At 57.1% G+C, this 20,614-nt stretch carries 15 protein-coding genes; 6 read left to right on the forward strand and 9 right to left on the reverse strand.

The genetic code is table 11. From position 1 onward, the window contains the following. Nucleotides 1-36: 36 nt before the first annotated feature. Both aruF and LOY56_RS19530 read right to left on the reverse strand, forming a co-directional pair. Nucleotides 37-1,056 (reverse strand): arginine/ornithine succinyltransferase subunit alpha, encoded by a 1,020-nt coding sequence (gene aruF, locus LOY56_RS19525; protein WP_258616645.1) that lies wholly within the window; start codon nucleotides 1,054-1,056, stop codon nucleotides 37-39. A gap of 197 nt (nucleotides 1,057-1,253) precedes the next feature. Then, entirely contained in the window at nucleotides 1,254-2,474 is a 1,221-nt protein-coding gene (locus LOY56_RS19530; protein ID WP_258616646.1) for an aspartate aminotransferase family protein, read from the reverse strand. A gap of 286 nt (nucleotides 2,475-2,760) precedes the next feature. Between LOY56_RS19530 and LOY56_RS19535 the strand changes: the two genes are divergently transcribed. Continuing rightward, on the forward strand, nucleotides 2,761-7,476 hold the full coding sequence (locus tag LOY56_RS19535) for a dermonecrotic toxin domain-containing protein (protein WP_258616648.1): 4,716 nt from the start codon (nucleotides 2,761-2,763) through the stop codon (nucleotides 7,474-7,476). Nucleotides 7,477-7,493: 17 nt separating this feature from the next. Here the strand turns inward: LOY56_RS19535 and argR are convergent, their stop codons facing one another. From argR to acs, 7 genes are all read right to left on the reverse strand, one after another. Continuing rightward, nucleotides 7,494-8,474: a transcriptional regulator ArgR gene (argR, locus tag LOY56_RS19540; RefSeq protein WP_008071845.1), complete on the reverse strand. Its 981-nt coding sequence runs from the start codon at nucleotides 8,472-8,474 to the stop codon at nucleotides 7,494-7,496. Between the two features lie 112 nt (nucleotides 8,475-8,586). Further along, a complete protein-coding gene (locus LOY56_RS19545; RefSeq protein ID WP_258616650.1) occupies nucleotides 8,587-9,351 on the reverse strand; it encodes an ABC transporter ATP-binding protein in 765 nt (254 codons plus the stop codon). 27 nt (nucleotides 9,352-9,378) lie between these two features. Next, complete coding sequence (locus LOY56_RS19550) at nucleotides 9,379-10,491, reverse strand: M14 family metallopeptidase (RefSeq protein ID WP_258616651.1); 1,113 nt, start codon at nucleotides 10,489-10,491, stop codon at nucleotides 9,379-9,381. A 1-nt stretch (nucleotide 10,492) separates the two neighbouring features. After that, nucleotides 10,493-11,191, reverse strand: a complete 699-nt coding sequence (locus LOY56_RS19555) for an ABC transporter permease (RefSeq protein ID WP_258616652.1) — start codon at nucleotides 11,189-11,191, stop codon at nucleotides 10,493-10,495. Continuing rightward, nucleotides 11,188-11,877, reverse strand: coding sequence for an ABC transporter permease (locus LOY56_RS19560; RefSeq protein WP_007951063.1), 690 nt, complete (start codon nucleotides 11,875-11,877; stop codon nucleotides 11,188-11,190). Before LOY56_RS19560 ends, LOY56_RS19555 begins: the two co-directional genes overlap by 4 nt. Before the next feature lie 91 nt (nucleotides 11,878-11,968). Beyond that, nucleotides 11,969-12,742, reverse strand: coding sequence for an ABC transporter substrate-binding protein (locus LOY56_RS19565; protein ID WP_030131768.1), 774 nt, complete (start codon nucleotides 12,740-12,742; stop codon nucleotides 11,969-11,971). Nucleotides 12,743-13,424: 682 nt separating this feature from the next. Continuing rightward, the gene (acs, locus tag LOY56_RS19570; protein WP_258616653.1) at nucleotides 13,425-15,380 is read right to left on the reverse strand and encodes an acetate--CoA ligase; all 1,956 of its coding nucleotides are present in this window, start codon (nucleotides 15,378-15,380) and stop codon (nucleotides 13,425-13,427) included. 467 nt (nucleotides 15,381-15,847) lie between these two features. On the opposite strand from acs, the gene LOY56_RS19575 reads away from it, so the two are divergent. The 5 genes from LOY56_RS19575 (at nucleotide 15,848) to LOY56_RS19595 (ending at nucleotide 20,611) form a co-directional block, all read left to right on the forward strand. Next, nucleotides 15,848-16,111 carry a DUF2790 domain-containing protein gene (locus LOY56_RS19575; RefSeq protein ID WP_258616655.1) on the forward strand — a complete coding sequence of 88 codons (264 nt, stop codon included), beginning with the start codon at nucleotides 15,848-15,850 and terminating at the stop codon, nucleotides 16,109-16,111. A gap of 183 nt (nucleotides 16,112-16,294) precedes the next feature. Then, nucleotides 16,295-16,567 carry a hypothetical protein gene (locus tag LOY56_RS19580; RefSeq protein WP_258616656.1) on the forward strand — a complete coding sequence of 91 codons (273 nt, stop codon included), beginning with the start codon at nucleotides 16,295-16,297 and terminating at the stop codon, nucleotides 16,565-16,567. A 668-nt stretch (nucleotides 16,568-17,235) separates the two neighbouring features. Then, nucleotides 17,236-18,486 (forward strand): ribonucleotide-diphosphate reductase subunit beta, encoded by a 1,251-nt coding sequence (locus tag LOY56_RS19585; RefSeq protein ID WP_258616658.1) that lies wholly within the window; start codon nucleotides 17,236-17,238, stop codon nucleotides 18,484-18,486. 357 nt (nucleotides 18,487-18,843) lie between these two features. Continuing rightward, nucleotides 18,844-19,050, forward strand: coding sequence for a hypothetical protein (locus tag LOY56_RS19590; RefSeq protein ID WP_095634587.1), 207 nt, complete (start codon nucleotides 18,844-18,846; stop codon nucleotides 19,048-19,050). A gap of 76 nt (nucleotides 19,051-19,126) precedes the next feature. After that, on the forward strand, nucleotides 19,127-20,611 hold the full coding sequence (locus LOY56_RS19595) for a hypothetical protein (protein WP_258616659.1): 1,485 nt from the start codon (nucleotides 19,127-19,129) through the stop codon (nucleotides 20,609-20,611). Nucleotides 20,612-20,614: the final 3 nt, after the last annotated feature.

Consider the following 20,614-nt stretch of genomic DNA (forward strand, 5'->3'; position numbering starts at 1 on the left):
ACTCAGCATTCACTCTTTTAGGCATAGCAGCAGGCGTTAAACCGCCACCAGGCGCACGCTGGCACCTTCACCGACGCCCAAGGCTTCGGCGGCTTCAAGGTCCAGGATCACGGGTTTGCCCGGCGCGTAATCGAGCTCGAGCAGTACGGCGCGGTAATCCTGCAACTGGGCATTGGCCACCAGATACTGACGACCGGCACCTTTGACCGGCTCACCGATTTTCACCGGCACTACACGGCTCTGGGCGATCGAGCGGATCCCCGAGACGCGGGCGTGCAAGGTCGGGCCACCGTCGAAAATGTCGATGTAGTGGTCGGTCTCGAAGCCTTCGCGCATCAGGATGTCGAAAGTGATCTGCGCCCGTGGGTGTACCTGACCCATCGCTTCTTGAGCGGAGTCCGGCAGCAATGGCACGTAGATCGGGTAGTGCGGCATCAGCTCGGCCAGGAACGTGCGGCTTTTCAGGCCACACAGACGCTCGGCTTCGGCGTAGTTGAGGTCGAAGAAGTTGCGACCGATGGCGTCCCAGAATGGCGAGTCGCCATTTTCATCGCTGTAACCGACGATCTCGGTCACAACCGAATCGGCAAAGCGCTCCGGATGGCTGGCCACGAACAACAGGCGACCACGGGAATTGAGCTCAGCCCAAGGCGAACCCACCAACTCCGGCTTCACGTAGAAACTGGTCAGCAAACTGTTGCCGGTCAGGTCGTGGCACTGGGAGAGCACGTGGATCTTGTTGTGAATCTTCAGCTCGCGGGAAGCATGCACGAACGTTTCGTTACGAAAGCTGTAGAACGGCTCAGAATAACCGGCCGAAGCAACGATGGCCGAACAGCCAACCAGTTTGCCGGTGGCGGTGTCTTCGAGAACAAAGAAATAGCTCTCTTCACCGTTGAAGCTGACTTCAGCGGCGAACGAGGCTTCGCTTGCCGCGATCTTGTCGCTCAAGCGTTCTACATCATCCGGCAAGGAAGTGACACCAATCGGGCTGTCCGCAGCCAGACGCTGTACCTCGCCCAGATCAGCCATTTGCGCGGGGCGCATCACCAGCATGGTGTCACTCCTTTCTCGTAACTCTTTTGGGGGGAATAAGCCGAACCCTTGTAGGAGCGAAGCTTGCTCGCGAAGGTGTGTCAGTCGACATCACGGTGGCTGACACACCTTCGCGAGCAAGCTTCGCTCCTAAAGAAGAGCGGGTCCGGCATAAAAATCGGGTTCGACGCCTGAAAAGTCAGGCGTCGAAGGGTCTATCAGACTTGCGTCAGCTTGGCCACGGCACGCTCGAAACGGTCCAGACCGGCGTCGATATCGGCGTCTTCAACCACCAGGCTTGGCGCGAAACGAATCACATCCGGGCCGGCTTGCAGAATCATCAGGCCTTCACGCTCGGCGGCGTTGAAGATGTCCTTGGCCTTGCCTTTCCAGGCATCGTTCAGCACGCAACCGAGCAGCAGGCCCAGACCGCGGACTTCAGTGAACAGGCCGTACTTTTCGCCGATCTGCTCAAGACGGGTCTTGAACTTGTCGTGCTTGGCATTGACGCCATTCAGCACTTCAGGCGTGTTGATGACATCGATCACCGCTTCAGCGACAGCGCACGCCAGCGGGTTGCCGCCATACGTGGTGCCGTGGGTGCCGACGACCAGGTGTTTGGCCAGGTCCTCGGTGGTCAGCATCGCTGCAATCGGGAAACCGCCGCCCAGGCTCTTGGCACTGGTCAGGATGTCCGGGGTCACGCCGTAATGCTGATAGGCGAACAGCTTGCCGCTGCGGCCCATGCCAGTCTGAACTTCGTCAAAAACCAGCAGCGCGTTATGCGCGTCGCACAGTTCACGAGCACCTTGCAGGTAAGACAGCTCGGCTGGCAGTACGCCGCCTTCGCCCTGGATCGGCTCCAGAACCACCGCGCACGTCTTGTCGGAAACAGCGGCTTTCAGAGCAGCCAGATCGTTGTAAGGCACGTGGGTGATGCCAGTGATCTTCGGACCGAAGCCGTCGGAGTACTTCGACTGGCCACCGACGTTCACGGTGAACAGGGTACGACCGTGGAAGCTGTTGAGCGCGGCAACGATTTCGTACTTCTCGGTACCGAAACGATCATGGGCCACGCGACGGGCCAGCTTGAAGGCGGCCTCGTTGGCTTCGGCGCCAGAGTTGCAGAAGAACACACGATCGGCAAACGTGGCGTCGACCAGCTTATGGGCCAGGCGCAAGGCCGGCTCATTGGTGAACACGTTGGACACGTGCCACAGCTTGTTCGCCTGCTCGGTCAATGCAGCGACCAGCGCCGGGTGCGCATGGCCCAATACGTTAACGGCAATCCCGCCGGCGAAGTCGATCAGCTCGCGGCCGGACTGGTCCCAGACATGGGAACCGGCGCCACGCACAGGAATGAAAGCGGCAGGCGCGTAGTTGGGAACCATTACCTGGTCGAAATCGGCGCGTTCTACCGCAGCGTGCTCAACGGACATCGGAGTCTCCTGAAGAGGAACGCTCGCCTGAAACTGGCGAGCGATGAGGGGATTGTAAGGACAGTTTTCAGCCCGGCCTTGCCGCCAAGCGACAACTTCTTATAGCGCAAACACAGGTTTGGTCCGGGTTTACGGCAATGCGACAAATAGGGTCGCAAAGGCGCAGTTTAAACCGGCCGCACAGCATATAGGCAGGGTTGTCGAGCGGCGCGGTAAATATGTACCGCACACAGCGCTTCTTCGTCTGTTTTCCTTGGGCTCAATCCAAACGCTAAAGGACTAGCGCATGAATCAGCACGAATTTGGACTCGCCACTCATCCGGATGCGCACTATCACCACGCGTTCAAAAATCTGCCCGACTGGGTATTGAAAGCATCGCCTGCGACGCTCAACGCGCTAAAGAGCGCCTCGCTGGGATTTCCTGACTGGCATGCCACTGCAACCCGTCAGCAACATCAATCGCTGAAATTGGCCAACAGGGAACACTTGAGCCAGCGCAATCGCCTGGAGGCGATGTTGAATAAGCTGGCTAACGCGCGGGACTTCGCCGAACCGCTTCTGAGTGACGCGCTGAAAACCCGCTTCGGTCTCGAACTGGACGTCAAGACAACTTTTCTGCGCCTGTACATTCCCCAGAACATCCCAGGGTTACCGATCAAATCCGGCGCCGCCCGCACCTGGACGGTATCGCTGCTCGATGCAGCCCTGCATAACTTTCAGGATTCGGAGACAGAAACGGACGCTTACGAATCCGCCTCTACATTCATCACCGAGCCCTCGCCCACCGGTCAATTCAATACGTTGCCGGCGATCAAACGCCAACTCTCTGTTCAGAACTTCACCCGGTTATGCCGGGAACTGGATATCGGTGCTCAGTACGAGGCATACCTCAAAGACAATCTGGGATTGACCAATCCAGTGGCCGGCGCGGTATTGAAATCGAACGTCAACAAGACACACAAAGCCGCCCTTCTAACCGCACTGCACCTGGCTCACATTCGAGAAGAACTGCCGATCGACGCCTACCGTTCGATTCTCGGTATCGCGCAAGGCCGCAAGGGCGTGCGACTGGATGGCCAGCTAGTGCACTGTCATGACCTGACGATGATGTCTTCATTGCTGACCGGCATTGTCATTTTTGCCTCCAGCCCGGAGCGCTCACGGCAGGCAACGCGGATCATTGTCTATATCCCCGACGACCCGGAGCATCCGCTCAAACAGTACCCTGACACACAGACATTCTTGACAGAGCTGACGCACAAGTTGTGCTCACCCGCTTATCAGTCGTTCTTCAGTCGATTCGTTGGTCATCAGGAACGAGCTTGCTTTTTCGCCGACCTCAACCGCCGCCTCAGCACCGTTACCTGGCATCAGCGCGAGCATGGCGATCCACTCCCCAGCTGGCGAGATACACCGGTCGACAAGCCCAAACTGCAATTTTCGGTGAGCCCGATCAAAACCGGCCTGTGGACTCACCTCTATCAACAGCAACTGAACAAGATCCTCAATGACGCGCGCACCCTTGCCATCTCCACCGCCAGCGCCGACCGAAACGCACGATGGGCGTTGTGGGACGCCTTCGGTAAAGTCGCCACCGCGATTGTTGAAGTGCCAACGTTCGTTGCCCTGCCATTTGTTCCACTGATGGGCGAGTTGATGCTGACCTATCTGGCCTTCCAGGTACTCGACGACACATTCGAAGGTATCGTCGACTGGGCAGAAGATCAGAAAACCGAAGCCTTCGAGCAGTTGATGAGCATCGTTGAGACGACGGTACAACTCGGGACATTTGCAATCGGCGGCGCCATGGCCGCCAATGCCTTCAGCCGCCTGTTGCCAAGCGAAGCGGTAGCGCTGATTTCGCCGCTCAGACCGGTCAAAACGGCCGGGGGCCGAACCCGGTACTGGAAGCCGGATCTCGCGCCTTATGAGCAATCAGTCCTGTTGCCAGCCGAAACCAAACCCGATCCGCTCGGCCTGTACCAGCATGAGGGCAAAACGCTGCTGCGCCTCGAAGACAAACTGTATGCCATCGAACCAGATAGCGAGACTGGCCAGTTTCAGATTCAGCATCCGCACCGGGCCGACGCCTATCAACCACCTTTGCGGCATAACCAGCATGGCGCCTGGCAAACAGCGCTGGACCAACCCTTGACATGGGACCGGGAAACCGTGATGCGCCGCCTCGGTCATAGCGTCGAGTCGTTCAGCAGTGCCGAGCGCGAGCAAATCCTGCGCATCAGTGGTTTTCACGACAATGTAGTGCGCGAGATTCACGTCGAGAACCATCGACCCCCTTCACTGCTGACCGACACCATCAAGCGCTTCAAAATCGATCGTGATATCCAGGCATTGATCGAGCAGACCGATAGCAGCCATCCCGAACACTATCAGGCGCTGAATCATCGCTTTTTGATGTTCGAATCTCGCTACCGCGAACTTGAAAAAACCAACGACCGCCCGGTCCAGTCATTGCTCGGCGAATTTCAGGGACTACCGACAGACATTGCGCAAGAACTGGTGAGCAACACCTCCGGCACCGAGCTGATGGAGCTGCACAACGGGCGAGTACCTCGGCGCTTGAAAGACGTGGCAGTCAAAGCCATGGAAGCCGTGCGTGTCGCCAGAGCCTATGAGGGGTTTTATCTGGAAGAGAGGGAAACGACAGACACTCATCGACTGGCCTTGCATAGCCTTGAATCGTTGCCCGGCTGGCCCACTGACCTGCGCATTGAGGTCAGGGATTTTTCTTATGACGGCTCACTGCGCGACAGCATTGGCCAGCCCGACGCGCCGCGCCTCAAAACATTGGTGCGGGGGGATGACGGCACTTATCAAGTCCACGAAAACAGTGACCCATCCACTGACTTCTATCATGCCCTGCTTCAGGCGCTGCCCGAGGCGGAACGTATTGCCCTGGGTCTTTCTGTCGATGACGGCCAAGTGCTCAAACAACGCATTGCCGAGCACGCGGTGAATAAACCGCAATTGCGCACGCTGTTCGCAAAACACCCGCGTCGCAAACCCTTCTATGACCCGACGACCATGCGCCTGCCCGGTGGCACACAGGGTTACGGTCGCAGTGGCGCGCCCATTCCAACACTCGATGACAGGGTTCGAGAGGTTTATCCCAGCCTGCCTCAGGAAGAGCTGCGCGCCTTCGTTTCCCATCTACAACGTCACCCCGACGGCCCTCGCGCGGAGCTTTCACGCCTGGCCAGTGAACTCCACGTACTGCGTGGGGATCTTGAACACTGGAAAAGTGGCACCCCCACCGCTCACCCTGAAACCGGGCTCGCGCTGAGCGATCTGGAGCAACAGGCGATGCAACATAATCGGCGGTTGCTGGCCCAGAGAATCCAGCGCAGTTGGCGACGTCAGTCCGAGCGGGACTTCGTTGCGCCAGATGGCACCGAGGGATATGTGTTGCGGTTTGAGGAGCTGATGACGGGAGACCTGCCGAACCTGACGGCCGATTTCAGCCACGTCTCGTCGCTTGCCCTCGACGGCAATCATGCCGCGCATGGGATGCCTGGCTTCTTGCAGCATTTCAGCGGTCTTCGCCGCTTGGAGTTACGCCGTTTCACCCTGCAAAAACTTCCCGATGCCATTGGGCAAATGGTGAATCTGGAAACATTGATACTTCGCGATTGCGCAATCAATGTCGATGCGGTCGCCTGGGCAAAATTGGCCCAAATGAAAAAACTGGTCATGCTGGATCTCTACCGCAATCCGATTGAAGGTGTACCCAATATTGAATCAATGCCCGACCTCGTTCATCTGGATCTGAGTGATACCGGCCTGAGCGAAATCCCCGGTAGCGCATTGCTACACCCCAGGCTCAATACCCTCATGTTGATCAACAACAACATCAGCCAATTGCCTGCCGGATTCTTCGACAGCCCGGTGTATGAGAAACGCGGCGTGCACCTTTCGCAGAATCCGCTTGGCGATCAGGCACGGGACCAGATCAAGCAGCAGTACTTCGAGACCTCGTACGATCTGGGCGTTTACGCACCCGAGGCAGATATAGCGCGAGCCAGGGCGCTTTTTCCAGACCTGGAAATCGAAGAGGCGAGCGGCTATGTATACGAGCTGCCGGGCACATTGGCAGACGGCCGAATAGAGCTGACGAGGCTGGAAGCAGAGTTCGCCCGGTTGAGCATCGATCTGGCTGCATGGACAGCCGACTTGCCGCTTCTGCATCCACGCACCGGTGAACCGTTCAGTGAACAGCAACGGCTTATCGAGCACGCCAACCGTGACGAATTCAAGCAATTGTTGGAGCGATGCTGGCGCATGGAGACGGACCAGGATGATTTCACCGACACACTTGAGCCAACCTACGAACTGATCATCCATCCGCGGATCAACGGGGAACTTCCCGCCCTCAATGCGGACTTCAAGCATGTGTCGTTGCTGGAACTGGAAAGCGCCGACGGCGTGACGCGCATTGGACAGTTCCTCAGATCGTTCCCCCATCTGAAAAGCCTGCGACTGCGCGGGTGTGACCTGGGCAACATTCCTGACGCCGTGTTCAAGATGGGCCGCTTGCGTTCATTGTCACTTTTCAATTGCCGTATCAGTCTGTCGGCAGAGACGGCGAACGCATTGGCTGGAATGGAGCATCTGGATTATCTCGATCTGGGTTGCAACCCGCTGGGGCAAACACCCGATCTGAGCCAGATGCCGGATCTGGCGACGATTTTGTTGCATGACACTGGCATCAGTGAAATACCCAACGGCTTGCTGCAAATGATTGAGCTGGATTGGGCAGACCTGAGCGCTAACGCAATCACCGACGTGCCGAGCGACATCATGGAACTGTCGGCCGAGGCTGCAGCGAACATTGATCTTCGAGGCAATCCGCTTACCGAGCAAGCCCTGCTACGACTGATCGACTACTACCAAGACACGGGGGTGGATTTCGGTGTGGAAGACGTGATCAATCGTGGCGAAATGCAGATGTCGTCTTCAGAGGGGTCCGAAGTCGATGAGTAAAGCGCTGGCGTGACGAATCACCCACGCTCGGAGGGCACCGACGACAACTCGAACGGGCTGCTGCTGCGCCGCTGGTTGCGATCTTCCCGCGGCGTGGCGCCGAAGAAGTTTCGGTAAGCGCTGGAGAAATGCGGCCCCGAAGAGAAGCCACACGACAGGCCGATCTGGATGATCGATTTGCTGGTTTGCATCAACATCTGCCGGGCCTTGTTCAGGCGCAATTCCAGGTAGTACTGGCTCGGCACACGATTGAGGTATTGCTTGAAGATCCGCTCCAGTTGCCGACGGGATACGCACACATGCTGGGCGATTTCGTCGGTGGTCAGCGGCTCTTCGATGTTGGCTTCCATCAGCAATACCGCTTGGGTGAGCTTTGGATGGCTGGAGCCCAAGCGGTTCTGCAACGGAATGCGTTGGCGCTCGCCACCTTCACGGATGCGTTCGACCACCAATTCTTCCGACACAGCACCGGCCAGTTCAGCGCCGTGATCACGGGCGAGCACTGCCAGCAGCAAGTCGAGTACCGACATGCCGCCGCACGCGGTCAATCGATCGCGATCCCAGTCAAACAGATGACTGGTGGCAATCACCTTCGGGAAACGCTCGGCGAAATCGTCCTGCCAGCGCCAATGCACGGCAGCACGATAACCGTCGAGCAAACCCAACTGTGCCAACGGATAAACACCGGCCGACAAACCGCCGATTACACAACCGGCTCGCACCAGTTGTTTCAGCCCGCTGCTGAGCGCCGGCGCAAGTGAGGTCGGTGGCTCGTCGGCAAGCAGGAACAGTTTCTGGAAGTTTTCGAGCTTGCCGGCCCAGGGCTCACCCGGCAATTGCCAGGCGCCTTCGGTCGGTGGTTCGGCCTGTAAAAACGACAGTTCGTAAACGACGTCCGGGTGCACACGCTGGGCAACACGCAAGGCCTCCTCAGCCAGCGCAAGCGTCAGAGCTTTAGTGCTGGGCCAAATCAGGAAACCAATTCGATGGGCAGTCATGGCGGGCAATCCGAAGCGAAAACAGTGTTAAAGCCGAAGGCGGCTGCAACCAAATTAGACCATCTGGGGCGCGGTGCGCAGCATGACCTAATCTGGTGCATAACGGCAGCGATTACTTGAGGCTGCCCGAGAGGAATTGTTGTAAACGTTCAGACTGCGGTTTGACCAGCACTTCGCGCGGGTTGCCGCTTTCTTCAACAACACCTTTGTGCAGGAACACCAACTGGTTCGACACTTCACGGGCAAAGCCCATTTCGTGCGTCACCACCACCATGGTCCGGCCTTCCTGCGCCAGGGCCTGCATGACTTTCAACACGTCGCCGACCAACTCAGGGTCGAGGGCCGAAGTCGGTTCGTCGAACAACATCACTTCCGGTTCCATCGCCAGCGCACGGGCAATCGCCACACGCTGCTGCTCGCCGCCGGACATGTGGCCCGGGTAGGCATCCTTGCGATGAGCAACACCGACCTTGTTCAGGTAGTGCTCAGCCTTCTCGCGGGCTTCGGTCTTGGACATGCCGAGCACGTGGACCGGCGCTTCCATGATGTTTTCCATCGCGGTCATGTGCGACCACAGATTGAAATGCTGGAACACCATCGACAGGCGCGACCGCATGCGTTGCAGCTGTTTCGGGTCGGCGGCTTTCAGGGCGCCATCCTTGTTGGCGACCAGTTTCAGCTCTTCATTGTTGAGCAGAATCTTGCCCGCGTGCGGCTGCTCAAGCAGGTTGATGCAGCGCAGGAAAGTACTTTTGCCGGAGCCACTGGAGCCGATGATGCTGATCACATCGCCGGCCGCCGCTTTCAGGGACACACCCTTGAGCACTTCGTGACTGCCATAGCGTTTATGCAGGTCTTGGACTTCAAGTTTGTACATGCGGTCGGTTCTCACAAAAACAGTCAGTCAGTCGTTGAGCAAGCGCCCGTGACGCAGCGCTTCGCGCCCCGCCACCTTGGCCAGCCAGAAACCGGGTTGGGCATAACGCAGCCGTTCAATGGCAAACAGCACCCCGGACGTACCAGCACACACCGTGCTGACCCGATCCGATAACGGATCGATCACTTCAAAAATCTCGTCGCCTGCTTCAACCCACTCACCGGGTTTACGCAGGAAACTCACCACGCCAGGATGCGGTGCGAACAGCAATTCGGTGCCTTCGAACGGCATGCCTTCGCAAGCGTCTTGCGCAGGCTTTGGCCACTCACCGCTGATCAAGCCCTGCTCGGCAAGGAACGCCAGAATGCCTTCGGCGTGAGCCTCCGCCTCTGGGCGACCGGTATCGGATTGGCCACCCAACTCGATGGTCGTCGCCAGGCACGCCAGTGGAATCTGGGCATCCGGAAACAGACGCGACAGACGCAGCCATGGCAGCGAGCACGCTTCATCAAAGGAGCTGCCGCCAGAATCTTCCGCCAGCAGACCGACCTTGACGTTCAAGTGTGCAGCCAGGGAACGCCAGTGCGGCCAATGTTGCGGCAAGGCATACATGTGCAGCGCCGCTTCGCAATCGCAGTGCAAATCCAGCACCACGTCGGCGCTGCAGGCATGGCTGAGCAGAATGCGCTGCATGCCTTGCAGCTGACTCTCGGCAGGCGGCAAGGCAGCCAGCACGTCGCTCATGGTTTCACGGATCAAACGGATATTGGCGTGAGGATCGTCACCCAGATGCCCTTGCAGCTCAGCGGCCACGGGCTCGCTCAGCTCGACGAAATCCCGGTTGAAGTTCTTGCCGCTGCCGGCTTCGAAACGCCCTTGATGGTTACCCTGAAGCAATTGACCCAGGCCCAGTGGGTTGGCCACCGGCACCAGTTCGATCACACCATTGAGCAAGCCTTGGGCTTCGAGTTCGGTCAGGCGCTTTTTCAGCTCCCAAGCGGTACGCATTCCCGGCAATTCATCGGCGTGCAGGCTGGCCTGGATGTAGGCCTTGCGCTCACCAGCACCGAAGCGGAACACCGAAATCCGGCGTTCGCTGCCCAGATGGTTCCACGGCAATGCATGATCGATGCGTTCCATATCAGTGCTTCCGCGGGGCCAGATAGCCCAGCCAGCGGTGCTCGGCCATTTTGAACAGGCGCACCAGAATGAACGTCAGGCACAGGTAAAACACGCCGGCGGTGATGTAGGCTTCGAACGGCAAGTAGAACTGCGCGTTGACCGTGCGCGCGGCACCGGTGATGTCGATCAGGGTCACGATGGACGCCAGACTGGTGGTCTGCAGCATCATGATCACTTCGTTGCTGTATTGCGGCAGCGCCCGGCGCAGGGCCGATGGCAGCAGGATCCGCTTATACATTTTGATGCGTGACATGCCCATGGCCTTGGCCGCTTCGATCTCGCCATTCGGCGTGGCGCGCAGGCTGCCGGCGATGATTTCAGCGGTGTAGGCGCTGGTATTGATGGCGAAGGCCAGGCACGCACAGAAGGTGGCGCTGGACAGCCATGGCCAGAGGAAGCTTTCACGTACCGCTTCGAATTGCGCCAGACCGTAGTAGATCAAAAACAGCTGCACCAGCATCGGCGTGCCGCGGATCACGTAGGTGAACAGCCAGGCACTCATGTTGACGATCGGCCGCTTGGAGACGCGCATCAGCCCCAGCGGCAGCGCCGCCAGCAAACCGAAGAACAGCGACAGCGCGAGCAATTTGAGGGTGGTCACCAGGCCGCCGAGGTACAGCGGCAAGGCCTCCCAAATGACGTTGTAGTCGAAGATCATAGATCAGCCGCCCTTACGCCTACCGAGTAGCGCTTCTCAAGGTGACGCAATGCCAGCAACGAGACGCTGGTGATCACCAGGTACATCGCCGCCACTGCGAGGAAGAAGGTGAAAGGCTCGCGGGTAGCATCTGCCGCCTGCTTGGCCTTGAACATCATGTCTTGCAGGCCGACCACCGAAATCAGCGCGGTCGCCTTGGTCAATACCAGCCAGTTGTTGGTGAAACCCGGAATCGCCAGACGAATCATCTGCGGCACCAACACCCGGAAAAACACCTGAAAACTGCTCATGCCGTACGCCATGCCGGCTTCTGCCTGCCCCTTCGGGATTGCCATGAAGGCGCCACGGAAGGTTTCCGACAAGTACGCACCGAAGATGAAGCCCAGGGTGCCGATACCGGCGGCCAATGGGTTCAGGTCGATGTAATCGTCATAACCGAGCATCGGCGCGACGCGGTTGAGCAAGTCCTGGCCACCGTAGAAAATCAGCAGAATCAGCACCAGATCGGGAATACCGCGGATCACCGTGGAATACAGATCGCCCAGCCAGGCCAGCCAGCGCACCGGCGACAACCGCAGCGCCACGCCGATCAGACCCAGAACGATGGCCAGGGCCATGGACGACAAGGCGAGCTGGAGCGTCAGCCATGCGCCATCGAGGATGACAGCCCCGTAGCCTTTCAACATGATTCAGGTCCTCGAAAGTTGGGATGAAAAAATGGCGCAAACCTCAGAGATCCTGTTGCTTGCGCCATTTCGGACTTGTCGCCGGGACGTATTACTTGCCGTAGATATCGAAGGCGAAGTACTTGTCCTGGATTTGCTTGTACTTGCCGCTTGCACGAATGGCAGTGATCGCGGAGTTGATCTTGTCTTTCAAGGCGTCGCCTTTGCGCACTGCGATGCCGATGCCGTCGCCGAAGTACTTTTCGTCGGTGAAGGCCGGGCCCACGAAGGCGAAACCTTTGCCGGCGTCGGTTTTCAGGAAACCGTCATCCAGCAAGGTCGCGTCTGCCACGGTGCCGTCCAGGCGACCGGCGGCCACGTCGAGGTAGATTTCGTTCTGCGAACCGTAAGGCTTGATCTCGGCACCCAGTGGGGCCAGGACTTCGCGGGCGAAACGCTCATGGATCGAACCCCGTTGCACGCCGATGTTCTTGCCCTTCAACTCAGCCAGATTTTCGCTGACCTGAGTGCCGGCCTTCATGACCAGGCGAGCCGGGGTGTTGTAGTACTTGTTGGTGAAGTCCACGGACTTCTTGCGGTCTTCAGTGATCGACATGGACGACAGGATCGCGTCGATCTTGCGCACTTTGAGTGCCGGGATCAGGCCGTCGAACTCTTGCTCGACCCACACGCACTTGACCTTCATTTCTTCACACAGCGCGTTGCCGATGTCGTAGTCGAAACCCACGATACTGCCATCCGGCGCTTTGGAGGCGAACGGAGGGTAAGCCGCTTCGATACCGATTTTTACGGGCTTATCATCGGCGAAGGTCGGCAGGGACAGCACGGACAGTGCCAGGGCGCCAAGCAGCACAAGTTTCTTCATCTTGGGACTCCATCGGTAAAGGGCAAAAACGGCAGAGTGAGCGACAGCCCAATATGCGAATGGGTTAAACCACAAAGCGGTGCTGCGTCCTGGGAACCGCGGGCTGATTTCAACATTGATTTCAACGCAGGCAACGACGAGCGAGTGATCGGCATTCTAACGACAGGCCCGAAGCCGATATTTCTTCAATGCGACAACAAATTACAGATGCACCGAGAAAGCCACTTGAGCACGTTGACAGCCTTGCAATTTCATGCAAGAGCAAAAGACAGTAAACCGATCTATGTTGCAAATTGCGGGCCTATTATTGGCAAACCCTTCTAATCCGGCAAGCGAAGCGTGGTGTCTTATTTTTCATGGCGGGTCGAGAGGCCCTGAGACGGGGCTTTGCGTTTCCCAATGCCTCGTATCGGAGCGCTCGGTTACACATTCAGTTACTTGAAGGGTGATGGGTAACAGTGGGAAAGCGCCTACGGCGGACACCGATAATTATTGGCACTCCCGCTGATCGCTCCTACGTTTCGCGGGGGAATGCACCCCGTGACGCTCTGCGTCACAGCGTCAACGGCGGACGCGGAGCGTCCATGGCGGCATTCCCACGCAGAGCATGGGAACGATCAATACGAAAAAACCCCACCAGGCTCAACACCTGACGGGGCTTCGATGCCTCAAGAACCGGCGCTTACGCGACGTTCATGGTCTTATGCGTATCAATCAAATGCTGCACCACACCCGGATCGGCCAAGGTCGAAATATCCCCCAACCCATCGTATTCGGCCGTCGCAATCTTGCGCAGAATCCGGCGCATGATCTTGCCCGAGCGGGTTTTCGGCAGCCCCGGCGCCCACTGGATCACGTCCGGCGAAGCAATCGGGCCGATCTCTTTACGCACCCAATTTTTCAGCTCCAGGCGCAGCTGCTCGCTCGGCTCTTCGCCACCGATCAACGTGACATAGACATAAATGCCCTGGCCCTTGATATCGTGCGGCACACCGACCACCGCCGCTTCGGCGACTTTCGGGTGTGCGACCATCGCGCTTTCGATCTCGGCGGTGCCCATGCGGTGCCCGGAAACGTTGAGCACGTCATCCACGCGACCGGTGATCCAGTAGTAGCCGTCCGCATCGCGACGCGCACCGTCCCCGGTGAAGTACATGCCACGGAACGTCTTGAAATAGGTGTCGACAAAGCGGTCATGGTCGCCATACAGCGTGCGCGCCTGGCCTGGCCACGAGTCGAGAATTACCAGGTTACCCTCGGCAACACCTTCGATAATGTTGCCCAGATTATCCACCAGCGCCGGCACCACACCGAAGAACGGCCGTGCCGCAGAGCCAGGTTTCAGACCGTGAGCGCCCGGCAGCGGGCTCATCATGTTGCCGCCTGTTTCGGTCTGCCACCAGGTATCGACGATCGGGCAACGGGATTGGCCGACATTCTTGTAGTACCAATCCCACGCTTCAGGGTTAATCGGCTCACCAACCGAACCCAACAGGCGCAGGCTGCTGCCATCGGCGCCTTCCACAGCGGCGGTGCCCGACGCCATCATCGCGCGGATCGCCGTCGGTGCGGTGTAGAGGATGTTGACCTTGTGCTTGTCAACGACCTTCGCCACCCGGGTGATGTCCGGATAGTTCGGCACGCCTTCGAACAGCAACGTGGTCGCGCCATTGGCCAACGGGCCATAAACGATATAGGTGTGGCCGGTGACCCAGCCGACGTCGGCGGTGCACCAGTAGATTTCGCCCGGACGGTAGTCGAACACGCGCTCGTGGGTCATCGCCGCATACAGCAGGTAACCGCCGGTGGTGTGTTGCACGCCCTTGGGTTTGCCGGTGGAACCGGAGGTATAAAGGATGAACAGCGCTTCTTCAGCGCCCATCTCTTTCGGCGCGCACACACTGCCCGCCACTTTCATCAGGTCTTCGTACCAGATGTCGCGATGCTGGTTCCACTTGATGTCGCCACCGGTGCGCTTGCACACGATGACTTTCTGAATGCTGCTGGTTTCCGGGTTGGTCAGCGCGTCGTCGACGTTGGCCTTGAGCGGGATCTTCTTGCCGGCACGAACGCCTTCGTCGGCGGTGATCACCACTTTGGATTTACAGTCGATGATGCGACCGGCCAGGGCTTCCGGCGAGAAACCGCCGAACACTACCGAGTGAATTGCGCCGATCCGGGTGCAGGCCAACATGGCGACCACGGCTTCGGGGATCATCGGCATATAGATCGTCACCACGTCGCCGCGATGCACATCCTGGCCACGCAAGGCGTTGGCGAACTTGCAGACTTGTTCGTGCAGCTCGCGGTAGGTGATGTTGCGGCTTTCGGCAGGGTCATCCCCTTCCCAAATAATCGCGATTTGATCGCCGCGCTCGGCCAGATGACGGTCGAGGCAGTTGTAGGAAACGTTCAGCGTGCCGTCGGCGAACCATTTGATGTCGACATGGTGATCGTCGAAGGACGTCTGCTTCACCGTGGTGAAAGGCTTGATCCAGTCGAGGCGCTTGGCTTGTTCACGCCAGAAGCCGTCCGGGTTGACGACCGACTGCTGGTACATGGCCTTATAGGTGGCCTCGTCAGTCAGCGTGTTGGCTGCTACCTCGGGACGAACGGGATACAAAGAAGCCGCACTCATCTTTCTTACCTCGGTGGAATAGTTGTTTTTGTATGGCCTCAGTTGTAGCCGGGCCGGGCCTATAGAACCATTCGACGATGGTAGTAACAAGCCCCTACAAAATGTGGTTATACCGCGACAAGGCGCTCAAACCCGGCGATCAAGCCCCCTGGGCGCTGACGACACCTGCGAGCTTTTGATCTTCGGCTTTTTAAGTCGAAAGATCGCCATCTTCGGCAGATTCTGCGCAGTGGATAGGGGCAGGTTTTCGGGGATTGTTACCGAAACTGTCAAAGGTGTTTATCAAAAGCACGGCTGTATGCACGCCACCCCCAGGCCTAAAATCAACCTCGCCAACACGGCAAATGCGATTAACCCAGTTGCAGCCCCCACGAAGGCAGTTAATCCAAAACTCTTTATTAAAGCTCCACACGCAATCCCAAAAAGATTGCGTGACCCCCTTCGACCTCAGAAAAGGTAAATTTCAAATGAAAGCTTTATTGGTTCTGGTCCTCAGCAGCCTGTGCGCAACCGCCATGGCAGACGAGGCCCCGACTGATGTCGCACAGCAACAACCCATCGTCGAGGAATACACCTACTCCACTCACCTGGACATCGCCAAAGTGATATCGATGAGCGAAATCCCGAACGTCTGCGAAGTGGTTCCGGCAAAAATGGAATACGACGATTCCAAGGGTCAGCGACACATTCTGCGCTACAGCGTCATGGGCAACGGCTGCTCCAACGGCTGATCCGCTCTCTTCTCTCTAACAAGGTTCGCCCCATCCTCTTTTTGAGGTCGATAAAGCGTCGAGCCAAGAATCGATAAACTAGATTGTTTTAAGCATTTATTTGCGCTTTTTAATCAAAATAGTTGGCGTAGCATCCATTCCACACCCAAGGCACACAACGCCAACGAACCTGGAGCCACTACCATGAAAACCAAACTGATCCTCGCCCTGACCCTTTCCGTCCTGGCCGCTAACACCTTCGCAGCCGATGGCTACGACCGCACTGGCTCGTCCACTTTCACTGAAGCGCCTGTCGCTTCTGACGGTTACGACCATACGGGTTCGGCGTCTTTTGCTTCCGATGGCTTCGATCGCACTGGCGCTGCCAAGGTTGCTGCTGATGGTTCTGATCACACTGGCGCCGCCAAAGTCGCAGCTGATGGTGCTGACCGCGTAGGTGCTGCTCGTTTCAGCTGAATACTGGTGCGATCTTACAGCCCGACTTCGGTCGGGCTTAGTTGTGTCTGGAGTGGTCAAAAATCGACAAAAACCACTACATATAGTAAAAGCCGCCGTTTTTGGTTGCTTTTTGAGCAAGCTATTCCAAGAACATTTCCAAATAAAAACTGCACACAATCTCGACCACAAGAAATCCGTTTCTCCCCTGCAAGCCCCGTCCCATCTGGCTCGCGACACATCAGCAGACCGTAACAACACAAACACCCAGCCCTTACCATTAAAAACCAGCCAAAACAGACGAAAAAAAAACTTCCTCCGCCAAAGCCCTGTAAACCCTCACTCCAACCTGAAAACGCCCCTCCCCGACCACGCCGGGTGCCATTTCGCCGCACCACGGGGCTGAAAATTTCCTTATAATGCGCGCTTAAACGGGCCTGCAATATTCCCTTACAGGGATGAAGAGCCAGTCTGAAGCCCATGCAGAGCGGCTCACGTTCTCTGCACCCATCAGCGGCTTCGGGACACCCGTACAAAATTCTGTTTGTTGCCTGCGTACCGCTGCAAAAAACGGTACCGCTGCAAAAAACGATTTCCTTTAGATCCAACGCGGCCAGTAAGGCTGTGTGAAAAACCAACCTATCAGTTTTCACACGGGCAACTGGCCCTCACGCAGGAGACGACACGTCATGCTGAGCTGGGACGAATTCGACAAAGAAGATGACGGCGAAGTCGCTGTAAAAGGCGCCAACGCCGGCCACGCTTCTGAAGCCAACATGGACCGCCTCGACAGCGCCGGTGGTGCCGCCGCTCAAGAGGCCCGCGCCGTGACCGCGACGGACTCCGCCGCGATCGCCCGCGCCAAGGCTGCCCTGGATTCCCTCGACGTCGCCGAAGGCCTCGCCGAACTCGAAGGCGCCTCCGCCCGCGTTGCTGTCGACGAAAAGCGCATGATCAACTGCCGCGCCGACCTCAACCAACTCGTACCGTTCAAGTACGACTGGGCCTGGCAGAAGTATCTGGACGGTTGCGCAAACCACTGGATGCCGCAAGAAGTCAACATGACCGCCGACATCGCCCTCTGGAAAGACCCGGAAGGCCTGACCGACGACGAGCGCCGCATCGTGATGCGCAACCTCGGCTTCTTCTCCACCGCCGACTCCCTGGTGGCCAACAACCTGGTCCTGGCCGTGTACCGCCTGATCACCAACCCGGAATGCCGCCAGTACATCCTGCGCCAGGCCTTCGAAGAGGCGATCCACACCCACGCCTACCAGTACTGCATCGAATCGCTGGCCATGGATGAAGGCGAAATCTTCAACATGTACCACGAGATCCCATCGGTCGCGAAAAAAGCCACCTGGGGCCTGAAATACACCCGCTCGATCTCCGATCCGAAGTTCGAAACCGGCACCGTCGAAACCGACAAAGAGCTGCTGCGCAACCTGATCGCCTACTACTGCGTTCTGGAAGGCATCTTCTTCTACTGCGGCTTCACCCAGATCCTCTCCATGGGCCGCCGCAACAAAATGACCGGCGTCGCCGAGCAGTTCCAATACATCCTGCGCGACGAATCCATGCACCTGAACTTCGGCATCGACGTGATCAACCAGATCAAAATCGAAAACCCGCATTTGTGGGATGCTGAAATGAAGGAAGAAGCGAGCCAGATGATTCTGCAGGGGACTCAGCTGGAGATTGAATACGCGCGGGATACCATGCCTCGTGGGGTGTTGGGCATGAATGCGGCGATGATGGAGGATTACCTGAAGTTCATCGCTAACCGTCGTTTGAGCCAGATTGGTTTGAAGGAAGAGTACCCAGGGACGACTAACCCGTTCCCTTGGATGAGCGAGATTATGGACTTGAAGAAAGAGAAGAATTTCTTTGAGACGCGGGTTATTGAGTATCAGACGGGTGGGGCGTTGAGCTGGGATTGATTCCTGGAGCTAGCCACGGCCGGTTGTGATCTGAATCGGCAGATTGAAAAAATCAAAAAGCCCTGACTTGTTCAGGGCTTTTTAGTTTGGGAAGAAGAGCGCACGCCCCTCGTAGCCGTTACCGAAGGCTATGTCCGAGCCGGGGTCGCGCCCGACCAAAGCCCTCGCAAAACTAAACACCCCACCGTTGGTCCGAGAGGGGTTCATGATCCATGAAACGGAACTATCGTTTTTTATTACATCGTATGGATACGTTCCTTTCAGGCACGCGTTCATGATTGATGCCAAGGCGCTCAAGGAGCAGAGCCATCCCTGTGCGCATATTATTTCCAATGACCTGCTAGAAGGAACAAAGTCATGTCTGGAAAATACAATGCGGAAAGTACGGAGACAGAACTCCAGATCTTCTCGAAACAATCGGATAATCCCGTAGTCCTGAAAGGCAATCTGACATCCCTGCACGACAAGCCGGAAAAAATCCATCAGCTACTGGATATCCTCGAACTACCGAAAGGAACCGAAGTTCGAGTCATAACCAAGGCCGCATCAGTCATCGTGCGCTAACCCAAGTGTCCTTGCACAAGTGCTTGTCACTTGTGCAAGGAAGTGCAGCGAACAAGAAGCCAATGGATTAAAGATCATGCAAAGCAAGGAAGCCACCAGTCTTGTCAGCGAACGCTTAAAAGATAACGTCTCTGTGGTGTTCTCGACTGACAAGGCAACAATTGCATACGCGCTGTGGGAAGTGAAACTTCCTGTCAGTTGGGTGAACGCTCAACCCGTCATAAAAGACCTGCTTGATCGACGTATATCCCGTGCCCAGGCACTGGAGAATCCGATGGCCAATCCACTGGTAAATCTGCTCAGCGCACAGGGCTGTTTCACATCGATTGAAAAAACTCACTATTCTCTAAAAGAAATAAAAGCGCTGTTTGATCCGCTCCGTTCCGAATGGTACGCAACCTATTATGCCCATCTCGCCTGGGAACAGATAAGAACCGGAAAGTCCAACCGCAATGTATTGTTGGCCTGGTTAATACATAACTATCACATCTCTCGCGCCGCTGGCATTGTAGCGGCCCGAATGGCGGCCTTGGGAAAAGAAACAGCCTCGACTCAATTCTTTCAACAGGATGCACTGGAAGAATATTGGCACTGTGATGCGTTCTACTCTCTGGATACGCCCTTGCTGCAAGGCGTAAGTCTGGCTGATGTGAAATCCTATGTACCTCTGCCCGGTTCGCTGGCATTTGAAGAGCACTGCCTGCAAGTCGCAGAAACCGATCCACTAGGACATTTATTGATCGCCTATTTTCAAGAGTCGAGCATCGCTTTCGCCAGCGCCAGCAACGATTTCTATCAAATCGTAGAGGATCAATACGACATCAAAGGTTTATTCAATACCTGGAAACAACATATCCAGATAGACGTCAACCATGGCCATGCCGAGGGGCTCGGTCAATTATTGGACTCCGCTGTCGAAGTGGAAGCAGCTGTATTGGAGCGCGCATTGCGCAATGCCTGGCTCGGCTTCTATTTTCTATGTTGTAGCCTGGACGACATTCAACAGGAGCAGCACGGCGATGAAATATACCTGCGGCTACCGGTTGAGAATGCAGCCCGCTATCTCCCTAACTTGTGGGAAGCGTTGACCAGCCATCTCGGCACGGAAAAGTTTCCCCAGACGGCCCGCTTGCGCGATGTCGATCAGGCTTTTCTAGTCGACGGATTATGCAAGAGTGCTTTTCGGGCGCTCGGCTTTGCTCGCGACCACGATCAGATCATCGCCTGCGGGGGAGTTGCTAAAGCTTTCTCCCGGCATGCCAAGCCAAGCGAATCCGACAATCCGCTCAATCCATGGTCGGTGGCCATCACCAACCACTTGTTGGAAGCCGCCAACTGCCCCGCCACTTGGTTGATGCTGACTAGCCTGCTAGGCGAACGACTCACCCAGTTCAAGTTGACTGATGCAGTGAGAACCTGCATCGAACAGGCACTGCGCGGCTGCGTAGTGAGCAGCTCAAGCTGCCGCTTACCTTCAACGGCGTTGCGCCAGCTGGACGAACTGATAGTCCGCTGGCTTGGCAGTCGCGATCTGATGCCGCACAGGTTGTTACAGATATAGGAC

Source organism: Pseudomonas sp. B21-048, from assembly GCF_024748615.1.
Classification (GTDB): domain Bacteria; phylum Pseudomonadota; class Gammaproteobacteria; order Pseudomonadales; family Pseudomonadaceae; genus Aquipseudomonas.

Coding starts and splice junctions, on each gene's coding strand:
- LOY56_RS19580 (WP_258616656.1), top strand. CDS start 16,295: ATGAAAACCAAACTGATCCTCGCCCTGACCCTTTCCGTCCTGGCCGCT.
- acs (WP_258616653.1), bottom strand. CDS start 15,380: ATGAGTGCGGCTTCTTTGTATCCCGTTCGTCCCGAGGTAGCAGCCAAC.
- LOY56_RS19530 (WP_258616646.1), bottom strand. CDS start 2,474: ATGTCCGTTGAGCACGCTGCGGTAGAACGCGCCGATTTCGACCAGGTA.
- LOY56_RS19560 (WP_007951063.1), bottom strand. CDS start 11,877: ATGTTGAAAGGCTACGGGGCTGTCATCCTCGATGGCGCATGGCTGACG.
- LOY56_RS19555 (WP_258616652.1), bottom strand. CDS start 11,191: ATGATCTTCGACTACAACGTCATTTGGGAGGCCTTGCCGCTGTACCTC.
- LOY56_RS19550 (WP_258616651.1), bottom strand. CDS start 10,491: ATGGAACGCATCGATCATGCATTGCCGTGGAACCATCTGGGCAGCGAA.
- aruF (WP_258616645.1), bottom strand. CDS start 1,056: ATGCTGGTGATGCGCCCCGCGCAAATGGCTGATCTGGGCGAGGTACAG.
- LOY56_RS19545 (WP_258616650.1), bottom strand. CDS start 9,351: ATGTACAAACTTGAAGTCCAAGACCTGCATAAACGCTATGGCAGTCAC.
- argR (WP_008071845.1), bottom strand. CDS start 8,474: ATGACTGCCCATCGAATTGGTTTCCTGATTTGGCCCAGCACTAAAGCT.
- LOY56_RS19575 (WP_258616655.1), top strand. CDS start 15,848: ATGAAAGCTTTATTGGTTCTGGTCCTCAGCAGCCTGTGCGCAACCGCC.
- LOY56_RS19565 (WP_030131768.1), bottom strand. CDS start 12,742: ATGAAGAAACTTGTGCTGCTTGGCGCCCTGGCACTGTCCGTGCTGTCC.
- LOY56_RS19595 (WP_258616659.1), top strand. CDS start 19,127: ATGCAAAGCAAGGAAGCCACCAGTCTTGTCAGCGAACGCTTAAAAGAT.
- LOY56_RS19590 (WP_095634587.1), top strand. CDS start 18,844: ATGTCTGGAAAATACAATGCGGAAAGTACGGAGACAGAACTCCAGATC.
- LOY56_RS19585 (WP_258616658.1), top strand. CDS start 17,236: ATGCTGAGCTGGGACGAATTCGACAAAGAAGATGACGGCGAAGTCGCT.
- LOY56_RS19535 (WP_258616648.1), top strand. CDS start 2,761: ATGAATCAGCACGAATTTGGACTCGCCACTCATCCGGATGCGCACTAT.